At 58.5% G+C, this 15785-nt stretch carries 16 protein-coding genes and 4 tRNA genes; 10 read left to right on the forward strand and 10 right to left on the reverse strand.

Translation table 11 applies throughout. From position 1 onward, the window contains the following. Nucleotides 1-147: 147 nt before the first annotated feature. Both BK667_RS02310 and BK667_RS02315 read right to left on the reverse strand, forming a co-directional pair. The gene (locus BK667_RS02310; RefSeq protein ID WP_123596698.1) at nucleotides 148-498 is read right to left on the reverse strand and encodes a BON domain-containing protein; all 351 of its coding nucleotides are present in this window, start codon (nucleotides 496-498) and stop codon (nucleotides 148-150) included. Nucleotides 499-805: 307 nt separating this feature from the next. After that, entirely contained in the window at nucleotides 806-1222 is a 417-nt protein-coding gene (locus tag BK667_RS02315; RefSeq protein ID WP_123514586.1) for a pilin, read from the reverse strand. 225 nt (nucleotides 1223-1447) lie between these two features. On the opposite strand from BK667_RS02315, the gene pilB reads away from it, so the two are divergent. From pilB to yacG, 5 genes are read left to right on the forward strand one after another with little or no spacing between them, the layout of a single operon-like run. Next, a complete protein-coding gene (gene pilB, locus BK667_RS02320) occupies nucleotides 1448-3148 on the forward strand; it encodes a type IV-A pilus assembly ATPase PilB (RefSeq protein WP_123596699.1) in 1701 nt (566 codons plus the stop codon). Between the two features lie 2 nt (nucleotides 3149-3150). Further along, complete coding sequence (locus BK667_RS02325; RefSeq protein WP_123514582.1) at nucleotides 3151-4368, forward strand: type II secretion system F family protein; 1218 nt, start codon at nucleotides 3151-3153, stop codon at nucleotides 4366-4368. A gap of 1 nt (nucleotide 4369) precedes the next feature. After that, complete coding sequence (locus tag BK667_RS02330; RefSeq protein ID WP_123596700.1) at nucleotides 4370-5242, forward strand: prepilin peptidase; 873 nt, start codon at nucleotides 4370-4372, stop codon at nucleotides 5240-5242. Beyond that, on the forward strand, nucleotides 5239-5862 hold the full coding sequence (coaE, locus tag BK667_RS02335) for a dephospho-CoA kinase (protein WP_123514578.1): 624 nt from the start codon (nucleotides 5239-5241) through the stop codon (nucleotides 5860-5862). The genes BK667_RS02330 and coaE overlap by 4 nt, the downstream gene beginning before the upstream one ends. After that, the gene (gene yacG / locus BK667_RS02340) at nucleotides 5859-6059 is read left to right on the forward strand and encodes a DNA gyrase inhibitor YacG (RefSeq protein ID WP_123404924.1); all 201 of its coding nucleotides are present in this window, start codon (nucleotides 5859-5861) and stop codon (nucleotides 6057-6059) included. Before coaE ends, yacG begins: the two co-directional genes overlap by 4 nt. A gap of 9 nt (nucleotides 6060-6068) precedes the next feature. Here yacG and BK667_RS02345 read toward each other — a convergent pair whose 3' ends face one another. Then, complete coding sequence (locus BK667_RS02345) at nucleotides 6069-6284, reverse strand: hypothetical protein (RefSeq protein ID WP_123514576.1); 216 nt, start codon at nucleotides 6282-6284, stop codon at nucleotides 6069-6071. 63 nt (nucleotides 6285-6347) lie between these two features. Beyond that, nucleotides 6348-7037, reverse strand: coding sequence for an energy-coupling factor ABC transporter permease (locus BK667_RS02350; RefSeq protein ID WP_123514574.1), 690 nt, complete (start codon nucleotides 7035-7037; stop codon nucleotides 6348-6350). 134 nt (nucleotides 7038-7171) lie between these two features. Here BK667_RS02350 and BK667_RS02355 point away from each other — a divergent pair, with 134 nt between their 5' ends. From BK667_RS02355 to BK667_RS02375, 5 genes are all read left to right on the forward strand, one after another. Next, complete coding sequence (locus tag BK667_RS02355) at nucleotides 7172-7798, forward strand: DUF1780 domain-containing protein (protein ID WP_008154887.1); 627 nt, start codon at nucleotides 7172-7174, stop codon at nucleotides 7796-7798. Further along, on the forward strand, nucleotides 7795-8322 hold the full coding sequence (locus BK667_RS02360; RefSeq protein ID WP_123514572.1) for an MOSC domain-containing protein: 528 nt from the start codon (nucleotides 7795-7797) through the stop codon (nucleotides 8320-8322). The genes BK667_RS02355 and BK667_RS02360 overlap by 4 nt, the downstream gene beginning before the upstream one ends. Nucleotides 8323-8376: 54 nt before the next feature. Continuing rightward, on the forward strand, nucleotides 8377-8550 hold the full coding sequence (locus BK667_RS02365) for a DUF3094 family protein (protein WP_054051322.1): 174 nt from the start codon (nucleotides 8377-8379) through the stop codon (nucleotides 8548-8550). Between the two features lie 60 nt (nucleotides 8551-8610). After that, nucleotides 8611-9909 (forward strand): NAD(P)/FAD-dependent oxidoreductase, encoded by a 1299-nt coding sequence (locus BK667_RS02370; protein WP_123514570.1) that lies wholly within the window; start codon nucleotides 8611-8613, stop codon nucleotides 9907-9909. A 311-nt stretch (nucleotides 9910-10220) separates the two neighbouring features. Then, nucleotides 10221-10619 carry an HvfA family oxazolone/thioamide-modified RiPP metallophore gene (locus BK667_RS02375; RefSeq protein WP_123514568.1) on the forward strand — a complete coding sequence of 133 codons (399 nt, stop codon included), beginning with the start codon at nucleotides 10221-10223 and terminating at the stop codon, nucleotides 10617-10619. A 63-nt stretch (nucleotides 10620-10682) separates the two neighbouring features. Here BK667_RS02375 and BK667_RS02380 read toward each other — a convergent pair whose 3' ends face one another. The 6 genes from BK667_RS02380 to clpB all read right to left on the reverse strand — a co-directional run bounded on the left by BK667_RS02380 (nucleotide 10683) and on the right by clpB (nucleotide 15744). Beyond that, nucleotides 10683-12308: a methyl-accepting chemotaxis protein gene (locus BK667_RS02380; RefSeq protein WP_123596701.1), complete on the reverse strand. Its 1626-nt coding sequence runs from the start codon at nucleotides 12306-12308 to the stop codon at nucleotides 10683-10685. 154 nt (nucleotides 12309-12462) lie between these two features. Then, a tRNA-Pro gene (locus BK667_RS02385) sits at nucleotides 12463-12539 on the reverse strand. Nucleotides 12540-12638: 99 nt separating this feature from the next. Continuing rightward, nucleotides 12639-12714 (reverse strand) — tRNA-Lys (locus tag BK667_RS02390). A 5-nt stretch (nucleotides 12715-12719) separates the two neighbouring features. Further along, nucleotides 12720-12796 (reverse strand) — tRNA-Pro (locus BK667_RS02395). A 9-nt stretch (nucleotides 12797-12805) separates the two neighbouring features. Beyond that, nucleotides 12806-12881 (reverse strand) — tRNA-Asn (locus tag BK667_RS02400). A gap of 298 nt (nucleotides 12882-13179) precedes the next feature. Then, the gene (gene clpB / locus BK667_RS02405; protein ID WP_123404908.1) at nucleotides 13180-15744 is read right to left on the reverse strand and encodes an ATP-dependent chaperone ClpB; all 2565 of its coding nucleotides are present in this window, start codon (nucleotides 15742-15744) and stop codon (nucleotides 13180-13182) included. Between the last annotated feature and the right edge of the window lie 41 nt (nucleotides 15745-15785).

Raw genomic sequence — 15785 nt, forward strand, 5'->3', positions numbered from 1 at the left:
CACAATAGAACAGGCCCCCGACACGAATGTCGGAGGCCTGTAATGGCCACATCCTTGTGGCCTTCGCATGAACTCTCCAGAGGCGGCAGACGTATTGCACGGCTCGTCTGCCACGCCTTCTCCCGGTTCAAGCGGAGAAGTCTTGCCTTACTCGGCTTTCAGGCCGTCAGCGGAGACCGCTTTGACGCCTTTGATTTTCTTGGTGATCGCAACAGCGGTGGTCTTCTGAGCTTCAGTGATCGCTACAGTCGACGACAGCGATACAACACCTTTGTTGGTTTCTACTTTGATGTCAGTGCCTGGGATGCCTTTTTCGGTCACCAGGTCGCTTTTCACTTTGGTAGTGATCCAGGTATCGGAAGTGGTTTCTTTAGCCTTGGTCATTTCACCAGCCGCCAGAGTCATCGGGGCTTGGGTGGTGGCAGTGGTCTGTGCAAATGCTGCACCGGCCATGGTCAGGGTCAGCGCGGTAGCAGTAGCGATAGCGAACTTCTTCATACGAGTAACTCCTGTTTTTCTATAAAGTCTGCTGCATGTCTTCTCAGCAGGGTTACTGGGTATATTGCGAACGCTGTGCCAACTTTGAGACAACAAAAAACCCCTTATAAAACAATAACTTAATAAGTTGTGAAAACTTCGGAATCATGCAAAATGCATGACCTTGACGTTATCGACATGCAAGTTGCGGGTTTTGACGTAGGCCTAAGGCCATGAATTGTCGGGAGTTTCGCCGTACAGCGTCACGTCGGTAACAGGCAAAAAAATACCCGCCCTCTCGGGCGGGTATTCGTTGAAAACCTATCAATCAAACGCCAGGGCAACCGGTACCCGAGAACTCTTTCAAAGCGTTGGTCGTACAAGCCCAAGTGCCAGCTTGAACGCGAGTCAGCGTAATGACTTTGCCCTGTACAAGCGAAGGGGCATTTAGCAGGGTGCAGGTAATGGTCCCGGCGCCGCTGGCGGTAGTCCCCGTTACTGCCAGTGTGCAGTTAGGCGTTGTAGTTCCCCCTGGCGCAACGAGGGCCGTTGTCGGGTCCGCCGTACCTGTATTCATAACGTCTTCGTAAGCCACTTTGAGCGCCGAAGCTTCCGCGATCCCGGCGGTAACCTTAGCCTTCGCCTGGTATTTGCTATAAGCAGGCAACGCAAACGTCGCCAGAATCCCGATGATCGCCACCACGATCAGCAGTTCGATAAGCGTAAAACCCTTCTGAGTATTCATAGACAAGCTCCATGCATGAGTCGAAATCTCATGATCTGATGAAGCCTCAGCATACTCCGTGCCAGGCCTTCGCAGCCCTGTCTGCGGGGCGCCCAATGTCAAAAGCGCCCTTTCCTACCCCCTGCAACCGCACTATCTGACACTTTTTGTCACCTCAACCCCACTGGTTTGGCTCCTGCCGTTGACTAGGCTATAAGTCATGAACTGTCTGCGTCCGGTATCCCCATGAATGACATCGCCCTTAGCGGTCTGGCCAAGCAATTGGTGCTGGCCGAACTGCTCACTGACAAAAGCGCGCAACAGGCGTATCAGCAAGCCCAACGCAATCACATCTCCCTGGTCAGCTACCTGGTACAGAACAAACTGGTGAGAAGCCGGCAAGTGGCGGAGATTGCCTCGGAACATTTCGGCATGGCCCTGCTGGACCTCAATTGTCTGGACAAGGAAACCCAGCCCAAGGGCCTGGTCAGCGAGAAGCTGATACGCCAGCACCACGCCCTGCCCCTCTGGCGACGCGGCAATAAACTGTTCGTGGGGATTTCCGACCCGACCAATCATCAAGCGATTAACGACATCCAGTTCAGCACCGGCCTGAGCACCGAAGCGATCCTGGTGGAGGACGACAAACTCAGCGACGCCATCGAGAAATTCTTCGACAGCCATGCCACCGGTCTGGAAGAAATGGCCGACGTTGACCTTGATGGCCTGGACATCGAGTCGCCCGACGACAAAAACCACGATTCCATCGCCGGGCAGGACGCCGATGACGCGCCCGTGGTGCGCTTCGTTCACAAGATGTTGCTCGACGCGATCAAAAGCGGCTCGTCCGACTTGCACTTCGAGCCCTACGAAAAAACCTACCGGGTACGGATGCGTACCGACGGCATTCTGCGTGAAGTCGCCAAGCCGCCGATCCAGCTGGCCAACCGGATCGCCGCCAGGCTCAAAGTCATGGCCAGTCTCGACATCTCCGAACGGCGTCGGCCGCAAGACGGGCGGATCAAGATGCGTCTGTCCAAAACCAAGTCCATCGACTTCCGGGTCAACACCCTGCCGACCCTGTGGGGCGAAAAAGTGGTGATCCGGATCCTCGACCCGTCCAGCGCGCAGATGGGCATTGATGCCCTCGGCTATGAGCCCGACCAGAAAGCCCTGTTCATGGCCGCGCTCAAGCAGCCACAAGGGATGATTCTGGTCACCGGCCCCACCGGCTCGGGTAAAACCGTGTCGCTCTACACCGGGCTGAATATCCTCAACACCGTGGACATCAATATTTCCACCGCCGAAGACCCGGTGGAGATCAACATGGAAGGCATCAACCAGGTCAACGTCAATCCCAAGCAGGGCCTGGATTTTGCCCAGGCGTTGCGCTCGTTCCTGCGTCAGGACCCGGACGTGATCATGGTCGGCGAGATCCGCGACCTCGAAACCGCGGAAATCGCGATCAAGGCCGCCCAGACCGGTCACCTGGTGCTGTCGACCCTGCACACCAACAGTGCCGCGGAAACCCTGACCCGCCTGCACAACATGGGCATCCCGGGTTTCAACATCGCCACCTCGGTCAGCCTGATCATCGCCCAGCGCCTGGCGCGCAAACTGTGCAGCCATTGCAAGACGCCGATCGAGATTCCCCGGGAGGCGCTGCTCAAGGAAGGCTTCCCCGAGGAACGCATCGGCTCATTTACGATCTATGAGCCCGTCGGTTGCGATCTCTGCAACAACGGTTACAAAGGGCGAATCGGGGTTTATGAAGTGGTGAAAAACACGCCAGACCTGCAACGGCTGATCATGGCCGAAGGCAACTCCCTGGAAATCGAGATCCAGATGCGCAAGGACGGCTTCAACGATCTGCGTACTTCAGGTTTGATCAAGGCCATGCAAGGCATTACCAGCCTTGAAGAAATCAACCGGGTCACCAAGGACTGAACATGGCGGTCAAGGCAGCAAAAATCAGCGTGTACGCCTGGGAAGGCACGGACAAGAAAGGCACCAGAATGACCGGCGAGTTGAGCGGTCAGAACCCGGCGCTGATCAAGGCACAACTGCGCAAGCAAGGGATCAATCCGGGCAAGGTACGCAAGAAATCCGTGTCGATTTTCAACATGGGCAAACGTATCAAGGCCCAGGACATCTCCCTGTTCACCCGGCAGATGGCGACCATGATGAAGGCCGGCGTGCCACTGCTGCAGTCGTTCGACATCATCGGCGAAGGCTTCGAGAACCCGGCCATGCGCAAACTGGTGGACGAGGTGAAACAGGAAGTCGCCGCGGGCAATAGTTTCGCCGCGTCCCTGCGCAAGAAACCGCAATATTTCGACGAGTTGTACTGCAACCTGGTAGACGCCGGTGAACAGGCCGGCGCCCTGGATACGCTACTGGATCGGGTGGCCACTTATAAGGAAAAAAGCGAACAGCTCAAGGCCAAGATCAAGAAAGCCATGACGTACCCGATGGCCGTGGTGTTCGTCGCGATCATCGTGACCGGGATTCTGCTGGTCAAGGTTGTGCCGCAGTTCAAGTCCGTGTTCTCCGGGTTTGGTGCCGAACTGCCGTCCTTCACCCTGATGGTCATCGCGCTGTCGGAGTTCATGCAGGAGTGGTGGTGGATGATGCTCGGCGCACTGATTGCAGCGGTCTTCGGTTTTCGTCGAGCCCTGAAAAAGTCGCAGGGTTTTCGCGATCGGATGGACACCTGGCTGTTGAAACTGCCGCTGGTGGGCGCGCTGATGTACAAGTCCGCCGTGGCCCGTTATGCCCGCACGCTGTCGACCACGTTCGCCGCCGGGGTACCGCTGGTGGATGCCCTGGAATCGGTCGCCGGCGCCACCGGCAACATCGTGTTCAAGCGTGCGGTGCTGCGCATCCGGCAGGACGTGTCGACCGGCATGCAGCTGAATTTCGCCATGCGCACCTCCGGTGTGTTCCCGAACATGGCGATCCAGATGGCCGCGATTGGCGAGGAGTCCGGCGCCCTCGACGACATGCTCGACAAAGTCGCCAGTTTTTATGAGGACGAGGTGGACAACATGGTCGACAACCTCACCAGCCTGATGGAGCCATTCATCATGGTGGTGCTGGGCGTTGTTGTCGGCGGCCTGGTGGTTGCCATGTACCTGCCCATCTTCCAACTCGGCTCAGCGATCTGACATGCCCTTGAATGAATACCTGACCCTTTATCCACTGGCCTTCGTGATCACGGCGCTGGTGCTCGGCCTGGTGATCGGCAGCTTTCTCAACGTGGTGATCTGGCGCCTGCCGAAGATGCTCGAACGGGAATGGCGAATGCAGGCCCACGATATGCTGGGCCTGCCGACCGAAACGCCGCTGCCAACCTACAACCTGATGTTGCCGCACTCCCATTGCCCACACTGCGCCCACAAGATCCGCGCCTGGGAAAACATTCCCGTGCTCAGTTACCTGTTTCTGCGTGGTCGCTGCTCGAACTGCGCAGCACCGATCAGCAAGCGCTACCCACTGACCGAACTGGCCTGCGGTCTGCTCTCGGCATTCATTGCCTGGCATTTCGGTTTCGGCTGGCCTGCCTGCCTGATGCTGGTGCTGACCTGGGGCCTGTTGGCGATGAGCCTGATCGACGCCGAACATCAACTGCTGCCGGACGTATTGGTGCTGCCGCTGTTGTGGCTGGGATTGATCGTCAACAGCTTCGAGCTGCTCGTGCCGTTGCATGATGCCTTGTGGGGCGCAGTGGCCGGCTACATGGCGCTGTGGTCGGTGTTCTGGCTGTTCAAGCTGATCACCGGCAAGGACGGCATCGGTCATGGCGATTTCAAGCTACTGGCGATGCTGGGGGCCTGGGGCGGTTGGCAAGTCCTGCCGCTGACGATCCTGTTGTCGTCGCTGGTAGGGGCGATTCTCGGGGTGATTTTGCTGCGCTTGCGCAACGCTAAAACCTCGACGCCGATCCCCTTCGGCCCCTATCTGGCAATTGCCGGCTGGATTGCATTGCTCTGGGGTGGTCAAATAACCGGCTTCTATTGGCAGTTTGTCGGTTTGAAATGAATACCCCTGTGGAAAAACCCTGGATTCTCGGCCTGACCGGCGGCATCGGCAGCGGCAAAAGTGCCGCAGCCCAGCACTTCATTGACCTCGGCGTGCACGTGGTGGATGCCGATCACGCGGCGCGCTGGGTGGTGGAACCGGGACGCCCGGCGCTGGCCAGGATCGCCGAGCATTTCGGCCCCGGCGTGCTGCAAGCCGACGGGCAACTGGATCGCGCCGCGTTGCGCAAACTGATCTTCGAAGTCCCGGAGGAACGCCGCTGGCTCGAAGCCTTGCTGCATCCGCTGATCGCCAAGGAAATCGTCGAGCATCTGGCCAAGGCACAATCGCCTTACGCGATTCTGGTATCGCCGCTGCTGATCGAGTCCGGGCAGTACGCCATGACCCAACGGGTACTGGTGATCGACGCCCCGGAACACCTGCAGATCGAACGCACCCTGCAGCGTGACCAGACCAGCGAACAACAGGTCCAGGCGATCCTCAAGGCCCAGTCCAGTCGCCAAAATCGCGTGGACCATGCCGACGATGTGGTGGTCAACGACCGCGACCTCGCCTGGCTGCACAGCGAGGTCGAGCGCTTGCATCACTTTTACTTAACTTTGCGTGGAGGCCAGTCATGAGCCAGACCCCAACCGTCAATTGCCCAACCTGCGGCGCCCCTGTGGAATGGAGCGCCACCAGCACCTTCCGGCCTTTCTGTTCGGATCGTTGCAAACTGATCGACCTGGGTGCCTGGGCGTCGGAAGAACACAAGATCCCGGTCAGCCCGGACGCCGAGGACGACCTGTTCAGCGAAGACTTCGAACCGCGTCACTGATCCCAACGATCAGGGCCGCATAAAGCCGTAGTCCTGACCGTCATCGAGGTTCTCGGCGAGAAACTGCAACTCATCCGCCAGATCCTCGACACTGCGCACCGCCTTGCTCTGCTGCACCACCGCACTGAGCAAGGCGCGCAGGCTCAACCCCGGATCAAACCCCACTTCCTGCGCCACATCCAGACTTCGACGCAACTCCTGCCTTGCCCACTCGTAGACACTCATTTCGATGCTCCTGAAGGTTTTGCCGAGCATGAGTTCGCGAGCACCTAACCGATTTGATGTGGATCAAGACTTGGGATCGTCGTCTTTCCAGGGCGCCGAAAGGTAACGGGTGCGGTTGAACGTCTCCAGCCATTCGGGACTGAACACCACCAGCGCACTGATGATCATGCCGTTGATAAACGCCTCGGGGAAAATCAGCAGCCACAAATAGCCGACAAAATCTTCCAGCCAGTACGGCATCGCGAAACGTTCATCGAACCACAGCAACGTCAGCGCCAGCAGCAGGCACAGCAATGCCGACAGCGCCGCCGCAAAGAACCCGGAAACGAAGATATACACAAAGGGATTACGCGGTTGAGCACGCTCGACGAGGATCGCGCAGCATTCGGTGACCAATACCGGCAGCAGGATAATCAACGCGCCGTTCACCCCGACAGCGGCCAGATCCTGGCGCCCGAGCAGCACCAACCCCAGCTGCGCCACCAGCCCACCGATAATTGCCAACGGCCAGTCCAGCAGTAACGTGACGGCGGTCATGCCAATGAAGTGATACGACACGCCCGTATCGAAATCCCGTCGCACCAGCCACAACATAAACAGCGCGAACACCGTGCCGAACAGCAAATGCTGGCGGCGACTGTCGGTGAACAACTCGACCCAGGGTGCACGGCAGATCGCCCAGATCAGCGCGGGTACGTAAATCAGCCAACCGACCGCCAGACTCTGCGGTGACAGCAACTCGGCGCCGATCATGACGCCATCCCCTTGAACACCACGACACACTCCTTGTTGGATTACGGCTCCTTGCCAGCATACACCGGCGCAAAAGTCGCTCCAGTGGATGCAAAGCTTTCTGCTTGTCGCATTTGAACGCTAAGCTTGGGCCTATGGATGACTCAGATTATTTACGCCTGCTGACCATCGCGGCCGAGCAAGCCAACGCGTTCCTGTCCAATGCCCGCAAATGGGAGCGTGAGCGTTGGGTCTGCCAGCGCCTGCTGCAAGGCCTGAACATTCCCTATCGCGCCGACGAGTTCGCCCCCGCCGGGGAGCCGCCGGACGTGCTGTTTCGCGATGCCAGTTTCGAGGTGTTCTTCGTCCTCGACGAGGGCCGGCGTCTCAACGACGAATGGCGCGACGAATTGCAACGACGGCGCAGCGCGTTTTCCCTCAGTTCGCTGGTGCGTCGCGAGGCCAAGCCCCGACGCATTCCGGCCAATGAATTCCTGCTGCGACTGGCGCCGACCCTGCGCAAAAAAGCCCACAACTACAAAGAACGCGGCATGGATTTGGGAGAACTGGACATCATCGCCTTCGCCAGTCTCAAGCGCGAAGTGTTAGACCTCAACAGCCATTTCCCGCCACCCACCGAATACTTGCGCCAGGGTTGGCGCTCGTTATCACTGGTCGGGCCGACCTTCGCCCGGGTGCTGTTCGCCCACCCGGACGCGCCGGATTTCCTGCGCAGCAACCTCGGTCGCAGCATCGTCTTCGACGTCGGGATCAGCCTGTGAGTCCGTTGCAGGAATTGATGGCCGAAGTCCCGCAAATTGGCCGTGTACGCTGGATTGGCGTGCGCCCCGCGTCCCATGTGCCGATGATTGAACTGGACGTCGTGGAAGCGCGACTCGAAGCCGGTTTGACTGGCGACAAGGCCCGCCCCGGCGTACGCAATATGCGGCAGGTGACGCTGATTCAGTGGGAGCATCTGGCGGTGATCAGTTCGCTGATGGGCCGCCCGGACGATAAGCCGGTGTTACCGGGTGAATTGCGCCGCAACCTGGTGATCAGCGGCATCAACCTGTTCAGCCTCAAGGGCCGGCGCTTCAAGATCGGCCAGGCGGTTTTCGAAACCACGGGCTGGTGCCAACCTTGCGCACGCCTGCAAAACAACCTCGGCCCCGGGACTTTTCAGGCCGTGCGCGGACATGGCGGAATCACCGCCCGAGTGTTACAAAGTGGAATCATTCGACTGGACGATACGGTGAGCGTCGAGCCGATCCCCGACAGCGGCTATGCTCCGTTCAACGTTCGTTAAATCAGCCTGTAGCTTCTACACATTCAGCAACGTCTACCCCTGACGAGGCCCAATATGACCAGCCGCCTGAACCCCGACGACCAGAAGCATGTCGAAGAGTACCTGCACTTGTCCCAACACCGAGTCGAGCGCCGGCCTTTCCGGCCGTGGATGCTCCTGGTGCTGGTGCTGGCAGTGACCATTGGTTTGGGCTTGCTCAGCCGCCTTATCGGTTACCTGACGCTATGAGCTGCCTTGCGCTCGCTCGGGTAATCGCACCGATTTCTTTTAGCCTTGCGAGATATCCCTATGACTCATCGTATTGTCATCGTTGGCGGCGGCGCCGGCGGTCTGGAGTTGGCTACCCGTCTGGGTAAGACTCTGGGCAAACGTGGCACGGCCAGTGTGATGTTGGTCGACGCGAACCTGACCCACATCTGGAAACCGCTGTTGCACGAAGTGGCGGCCGGGTCGCTGAACTCCTCCGAAGACGAACTCAACTATGTTGCCCAGGCGAAATGGAACCACTTCGAGTTCCAGCTGGGGCGCATGAGCGGGCTCGACCGTGCAGCGAAAAAAATCCAGTTGGCGGCGACCTACGACGAAGCCGGCATTGAATTGGTCCCCGCGCGCGAAGTGGGTTACGACTCGCTGGTGATCGCGGTCGGCAGCACCACCAACGATTTCGGCACCCAGGGCGCGGCGCAGCATTGCCTGTTCCTCGACACCCGCAAACAAGCCGAGCGTTTCCACCAGCAACTGCTCAACCACTACCTGCGCGCCCATGCCGGGCAAACCGATGTGGTTGAGCAAATCAGCGTGGCCATCGTCGGTGCTGGCGCCACCGGTGTCGAATTGGCAGCGGAACTGCACAACGCTGCCCATGAACTGGCGGCCTATGGCCTGGACCGGATCAAACCGGAAAACATGCACATCACCCTGATCGAAGCCGGGCCACGGGTGCTGCCAGCCCTGCCGGAACGCATCGGCGGGCCTGTGCATAAAACCCTGGAGAAACTCGGGGTCAACGTGATGACCAATGCAGCGGTCAGTGAAGTCACAGCCGAAAGCCTGATTACCGCCGATGGCAAAGTGATCAATGCCAGCCTGAAAGTCTGGGCCGCCGGGATTCGTGCACCGGGTTTCCTCAAGGACATCGATGGCCTGGAAACCAACCGCATCAATCAGCTGCAAGTGCTGCCGACCCTGCAAACCACCCGCGACGAAAATATCTTCGCCTTCGGTGACTGCGCCGCCTGCCCGCAACCGGGCACCGACCGCAACGTACCGCCGCGCGCCCAGGCTGCGCATCAACAAGCATCGTTGCTGGCCAAATCCTTGAAGCTGCGGATCGAAGGCAAGGCGTTGCCGGAATACAAGTACACCGACTACGGCTCACTGATCTCGCTGTCGCGTTTTTCGGCTGTGGGTAACTTGATGGGCAACCTCACCGGCAGCGTGATGCTGGAAGGTTGGCTGGCGCGGATGTTTTATGTGTCGCTGTACCGGATGCACCAGATGGCGTTGTACGGCGCGTTTCGCACGGCGATGTTGATGCTGGGGAGCAAGATTGGGCGTGGGACTGAACCGCGTCTGAAGCTGCATTAAGATTTTCGGCGGCTGTCAGGGCCTCTTCGCGGGCAAGCCTCGCTCCTACAGGTTGGTGATATCTGTAGGAGCGAGGCTTGCCCGCGAATGGAGCCCCTCGGTCTCATCCATAAACACTTATGTGTCTCACTGTATCCCGCCCCGCGATTTCGCCCCTTCGCTTACAAACTCCCCCCTTGCACGACACAGAAGCGATACACCCGCCCCGTTAAATGGCCACACCCGAGCAAGGCACCGCCTGCTTCGGTCAACGCCGCACTACGCGGCATCCTTTATCGAGCGGTTGTGTCGTGCAACCCAGGAGATTTCAAATGTCCCGTACCACTAAAAACACTATCGGTCTGCTCGGCGCTGTTTTGGCTGGCGGCATGATGTTGACCGGTTCCGTATTCGCCGCCCAACCACTGACTCAGGGTTACCTGCTGGCCTCGGCCGAGCAAGTGGTGAAAACCCCCGAAGGCAAGTGTGGCGAAGGCAAATGCGGCGATGCGTCGATGGCCAAGACCGACACCGATGGCGACGGCAAAGTCTCCCGCGCCGAGTTCCAGGCTGTCGCGCCGAAGTCCAACTTCGACAAGATCGACACCAACCATGACGGTTTCATCGACGAGCAAGAGGCTTACAACAACGTGAAAGCCAACTTCGAAGCCAACGGCAAGAAAATGCCAAAAGGTCTGTTCGAACACCTGAAAGACCAAGACGGCGCCTAAGCCTCAGCACAAACAAGCCGCGCATTCCCGAGAGGAAGCGCGGCTTTTTTGTGCCTGACTGATTTACACCCGGAAGCGCTGCACCATGCCTTGCAGGGCATTGGCCAGTTTGGACAGTTCGTGGCTGGAGGCGCTGGTCTGATCGGCACCCGCGGCGGAACGCACTGACAGGTCGCGGATGTTCACCAGGTTGCGATCGACTTCCCGGGCCACTTGCGCCTGTTCTTCGGCGGCGCTGGCGATCACCAGGTTTCGCTCGTGAATCTCATGCACCGATGCGGTGATGGTCTGCAACGCCTCGCCGGCGCGCTCGGCCAGGATCAGTGTGCTGGCGGCACGGGAGGCGCTGGCCTGCATGGAGTCCAGCGCCAGGGTCGAACCGCTGCGCATGCCCTGGACCATTTGTTCGATTTCCTGGGTCGATTGCTGGGTGCGATGGGCCAGCGCCCGTACTTCATCGGCTACCACCGCAAACCCGCGACCGCTCTCCCCCGCCCGCGCCGCTTCAATCGCCGCGTTGAGTGCCAACAGATTGGTTTGCTCAGCAATGGCGCGAATCACGTCCAGCACCTTGCCGATGTCCTGGGATTGATTGGCCAGGGACTGCACCAACTCCCCGGTGTGCTGCACATCGTTGGCGAGGGCGCTGATGGCACTGGCGGTTTCGCTGACTCGCTCTTGGCCCAAGTGCGCAGATTCACTGGACTGGCGCGTGGCGTCGGACGTCGACACCGCATTACGTGCGACTTCTTCCACAGCGGTGGTCATCTCGTTGACTGCCGTCGCGGCCTGTTCGATCTCATTGTTCTGCTGTTGCAGACCCTGGGTGCTGTCGAGGGTCACAGCATTCAATTCATCGGCCGCCGTGGCCAGTTGGGTGGCCGAGCCGCTGATGCCTTGCAGGGTTTCGCGCAAGTTCTGCTGCATGGTCGCCAGCGCCTTGAGCAAACGGCTGACTTCATCACTGCCGTGGGTTTCGATGGGGTTGGTGAGATCGCCCCGGGCCACGTTTTCTGCTGCATTCACCGCTTCATTCAGTGGACGCACGATGCTGCGGGTCAGCAACATCGCCAGGCCGACGGTGGCCAGTGCCGCCAGGGCGATAAACAGGCTGACGATGGTGCGCGAGGTTTCGTAATGCGCGGCGGACTTCTGGCTTTCGGCGGCGACTTGCTTGGTGAACAGATCCGCCAGGTCAGTCAGTTGTTTGCCGGAACCATCGACCACGGTTTTCATGTCCACCAGCAGCAGTTTGGTCAGCTCATCGCGACGGCCTTGTTCCGCCAGGGTGAACGATTGGGCGATACCCGAGCGGTAAGCGGCGAACGTACCCTTGAACTGGTCATACAACTGCTTGCCTTCTGCGGTGTTGACCAATTTGTCATAGGCAGCAATCTTGTCGCTCAGCTCCTTGTCCCGGGTGTCCATCTGGCTGCGGTACTGGGCGATGTTCTTCGGGTCCTGGTCCAGAGCCATGCGCAGGGAGATGGTGCGGATGCGCAGCATGATCTCGCGAATCTCATCGCCGCCACGGATGCTCGGCAACCATTGGCTTTCAACCGCCACCTCACTGTCACGAATGCTCGACATCTGCCCCAGTGCGAACACCCCGAGCAACGCCACCAGCACTGCGATCAGGGCAAAACCCAGTGCAGCACGGGGAGCAATATTCAGCTGACGAAGAAACATAACGAGCGCCTTTTCTTTTTATGGCTGGAGATGGACGCGCTGTGCGCGCTCCGTTGGCTCGTTATCGGCAAGTTGTATGATGACTTGAAGCCGAACTGCACTTTTTCGAAGACAAAAAAAATCCCCGTATCTTTCGATACGAGGATTTTTAATATGGTCGGGGTAAGGGGATTCGAACTCCTGACATCCTGCTCCCAAAGCAGGCGCGCTACCGGACTGCGCTATACCCCGGTAAAAAAAAGGCGACCTATACAAGTCGCCTTCTTCTTCGATCAGCGCTTTTGGCCTCTGATCTTAAGATCTGATCCCAGTGTTAACTGGTTTCAAAAATGGTGGGTCGTGTGGGATTCGAACCTACGACCAATTGGTTAAAAGCCAACTGCTCTACCAACTGAGCTAACGACCCAAAAATGGTCGGGGTAAGGGGATTCGAACTCCTGACATCCTGCTCCCAAAGCAGGCGCGCTACCGGACTGCGCTATACCCCGGTTTGAAATTGGCTCCGTGACCAGGACTCGAACCTGGGACCCAATGATTAACAGTCATTTGCTCTACCGACTGAGCTATCACGGAACTACATATTTCAATTTACAACGGTGAAGCTTGCTGCATCTCTTCGACCCGTTCGCATCGCTGCGTTCGTGTGTCTGAGGCGCGCTATTCTACAATCTTAAGCACCTCTGTCAACCCCCTAAATTGCATTCAAGTTAATGATTTGCAACTTATTTCAGATTTCTGCTTGGGGAGCAGAAACCCTTCCGGGTGACTTACTGCGGGGCGCACTTTACAAGCCTTTTCCTTTCAGTTCAACAGCCTGGCGAAAAAAAGGCCTCGCAATGCGAGGCCTTGTTTATTTCACTGGCATTACGACTCAGTCAAAAACGATTTCGTCGTTTTCCACTTTGCCAACAGCGGTCTCGCCCGGCATGAAACGACCGGACAGAATCAGTTGCGCCAGCGGGTTTTCGATCCAGCGCTGAATCGCTCGTTTGAGCGGCCGTGCGCCGTAGACCGGGTCGTAACCGACAGCGATCAACTTATCCATCGCCTCAGGGCTGAGCTCCAGTTTCAGTTCGCGCTCGGTCAGGCGACTGCGCAGACGACCCAACTGGATCTCGGTGATGCCGGCAATCTGATCCCGGGCCAACGGCTCGAAAATCACCACTTCGTCAACCCGGTTGATGAACTCCGGCCGGAAGTGCGTAGAAATCGCATCCATCACCGCCGCGCGTTGCGCCTCACGATCACCGACCAGTTCCTGGATCTGTACCGAGCCGAGGTTAGAGGTCATGACGATCACGGTGTTCTTGAAATCCACCGTACGGCCATGACTGTCGGTCAATCGGCCATCTTCCAGCACTTGCAGCAAGATGTTGAACACGTCCGGATGGGCCTTCTCGACCTCGTCCAGGAGGATCACCGAGTAAGGCTTGCGACGCACTGCCTCAGTCAGGTAACCGCCCTCTTCATAGCCCACGTAGCCTGGTGGCGCGCCGATCAACCGGGCCACGGAATGTTTTTCCATGAACTCGGACATATCGATGCGGATCATCGCCTCTTCCGTATCAAAGAGGAATTCGGCCAGCGCCTTGCACAGCTCTGTTTTACCGACGCCGGTCGGGCCGAGGAACATGAACGAGCCGCTCGGGCGATTCGGGTCGGACAACCCGGCACGGGAACGTCGCACCGCGTTGGAAACCGCAATCACAGCCTCGTTCTGGCCGATCACACGTTGGTGCAACAGGCTTTCCATCTTCATCAGCTTGTCGCGCTCGCCTTCGAGCATTTTCGACACGGGAATGCCGGTCCACTTCGACACGACTTCCGCGATCTCTTCTTCAGTCACCTTGCTGCGCAGCAACTGATTTTCGCTCTTGCCGTGCTGGTCGACCATTTGCAGGCTGCGCTCCAGATCCGGGATGATCCCGTATTGCAGCTCGGCCATGCGGTTCAGGTCGCCTTTGCGACGTGCGGCTTCCAGTTCCTGACGGGACTGTTCGATTTTCTGCTGGATCTGCGCCGAGCCCTGGACTTCGGCTTTCTCCGCGTTCCAGATTTCTTCGAGGTCCGAGTACTCACGCTCGTGGCGGACAATTTCTTCCTGGAGTTTTTCCAGGCGTTTCTTCGCCGCGTCGTCGCTTTCTTTTTTGAGCGCCTGGGATTCCACTTTCAGTTGAATCAGACGACGCTCCAAGCGGTCCAGCACTTCCGGCTTGGAATCAATCTCCATGCGGATGCGGCTGGCGGCTTCGTCGATCAGGTCGATGGCCTTGTCCGGCAACTGACGATCGGTGATGTAGCGATGACTGAGCTTGGCCGCGGCGATGATCGCGCCATCGGTGATCGCGACCTTGTGGTGAACCTCATAACGCTCTTTGAGGCCACGCAGGATGGCGATGGTGTCTTCTTCGCTCGGCTCTTCCACCAGTACTTTCTGGAAACGTCGCTCGAGCGCTGCGTCCTTCTCTATATATTGGCGGTACTCGTTGAGCGTGGTTGCGCCGACGCAGTGCAGCTCGCCACGGGCCAGGGCCGGCTTGAGCATGTTGCCCGCATCCATCGAGCCTTCGCCTTTACCGGCGCCGACCATGGTGTGCAGCTCGTCGATGAACAGAATGATCTGCCCTTCTTGCTTCGACAGCTCGTTAAGCAGGGATTTGAGGCGTTCTTCAAACTCGCCACGGTACTTGGCACCGGCAATCAGCGAGCCCATGTCCAGGGACAACAGGCGCTTGCCCTTGAGGCCATCCGGCACTTCGCCGTTGATGATGCGCTGGGCCAGGCCTTCGGCGATGGCGGTTTTACCCACGCCAGGCTCACCGATCAGCACCGGGTTGTTCTTGGTGCGGCGTTGCAGGACCTGAATGGTGCGGCGAATTTCGTCGTCACGGCCGATCACCGGATCCAGCTTGCCTTCTTCGGCACGCTTGGTCAGGTCGACGGTGTACTTATCCAACGCCTGACGCGACTCCTCGTGGTTGGCGTCGTTGACCGCTTCGCCACCACGCAGGTTGTTGATCGCGTTTTCCAGGGCTTTCTTGCTCACACCCTGGCCGAGCAGCAGCTTGCCGAGCTTGCTGTTGTCGTCCATGGCGGCGAGCAACACCAATTCGCTGGAGATAAACTGATCGCCCTTCTGCTGGGCCAGACGATCGGCCTGGTTGAGCAGACGCGCCAAATCCTGCGACATGTTCACGTCGCCGGTCGGGTTCTGGATTTTCGGCAGTTGATCGAGCTCTTTGGTCAGCTCTTTGCGCAGGCTGTTGACGTCAAAGCCTACTTGCATCAACAGGGGTTTGATCGAACCACCCTGTTGTTCAAGCATGGCTTGCATCAAGTGCGCCGGTTCAATGCCCGGATGATCGAGGCCGACAGCCAGAGATTGGGCGTCGGATAGAGCTAACTGCAATTTGCTGGTTAAACGGTCTATACGCATGGGTCACCTTCCTTTTGAGCAGGCCGGACCTAAAAAACCAT

Source organism: Pseudomonas frederiksbergensis, assembly GCF_003732705.1.
GTDB classification, from domain to species: domain Bacteria; phylum Pseudomonadota; class Gammaproteobacteria; order Pseudomonadales; family Pseudomonadaceae; genus Aquipseudomonas; species Aquipseudomonas frederiksbergensis_F.

Excerpts from the sequence above, each read along its gene's own strand:
- BK667_RS02310 (WP_123596698.1), bottom strand. The coding sequence starts at position 498 with ATGAAGAAGTTCGCTATCGCTACTGCTACCGCGCTGACCCTGACCATG.
- BK667_RS02315 (WP_123514586.1), bottom strand. The coding sequence starts at position 1,222 with ATGAATACTCAGAAGGGTTTTACGCTTATCGAACTGCTGATCGTGGTG.
- pilB (WP_123596699.1), top strand. The coding sequence starts at position 1,448 with ATGAATGACATCGCCCTTAGCGGTCTGGCCAAGCAATTGGTGCTGGCC.
- BK667_RS02325 (WP_123514582.1), top strand. The coding sequence starts at position 3,151 with ATGGCGGTCAAGGCAGCAAAAATCAGCGTGTACGCCTGGGAAGGCACG.
- BK667_RS02330 (WP_123596700.1), top strand. The coding sequence starts at position 4,370 with ATGCCCTTGAATGAATACCTGACCCTTTATCCACTGGCCTTCGTGATC.
- coaE (WP_123514578.1), top strand. The coding sequence starts at position 5,239 with ATGAATACCCCTGTGGAAAAACCCTGGATTCTCGGCCTGACCGGCGGC.
- yacG (WP_123404924.1), top strand. The coding sequence starts at position 5,859 with ATGAGCCAGACCCCAACCGTCAATTGCCCAACCTGCGGCGCCCCTGTG.
- BK667_RS02345 (WP_123514576.1), bottom strand. The coding sequence starts at position 6,284 with ATGAGTGTCTACGAGTGGGCAAGGCAGGAGTTGCGTCGAAGTCTGGAT.
- BK667_RS02350 (WP_123514574.1), bottom strand. The coding sequence starts at position 7,037 with ATGATCGGCGCCGAGTTGCTGTCACCGCAGAGTCTGGCGGTCGGTTGG.
- BK667_RS02355 (WP_008154887.1), top strand. The coding sequence starts at position 7,172 with ATGGATGACTCAGATTATTTACGCCTGCTGACCATCGCGGCCGAGCAA.
- BK667_RS02365 (WP_054051322.1), top strand. The coding sequence starts at position 8,377 with ATGACCAGCCGCCTGAACCCCGACGACCAGAAGCATGTCGAAGAGTAC.
- BK667_RS02370 (WP_123514570.1), top strand. The coding sequence starts at position 8,611 with ATGACTCATCGTATTGTCATCGTTGGCGGCGGCGCCGGCGGTCTGGAG.
- BK667_RS02375 (WP_123514568.1), top strand. The coding sequence starts at position 10,221 with ATGTCCCGTACCACTAAAAACACTATCGGTCTGCTCGGCGCTGTTTTG.
- BK667_RS02380 (WP_123596701.1), bottom strand. The coding sequence starts at position 12,308 with ATGTTTCTTCGTCAGCTGAATATTGCTCCCCGTGCTGCACTGGGTTTT.
- clpB (WP_123404908.1), bottom strand. The coding sequence starts at position 15,744 with ATGCGTATAGACCGTTTAACCAGCAAATTGCAGTTAGCTCTATCCGAC.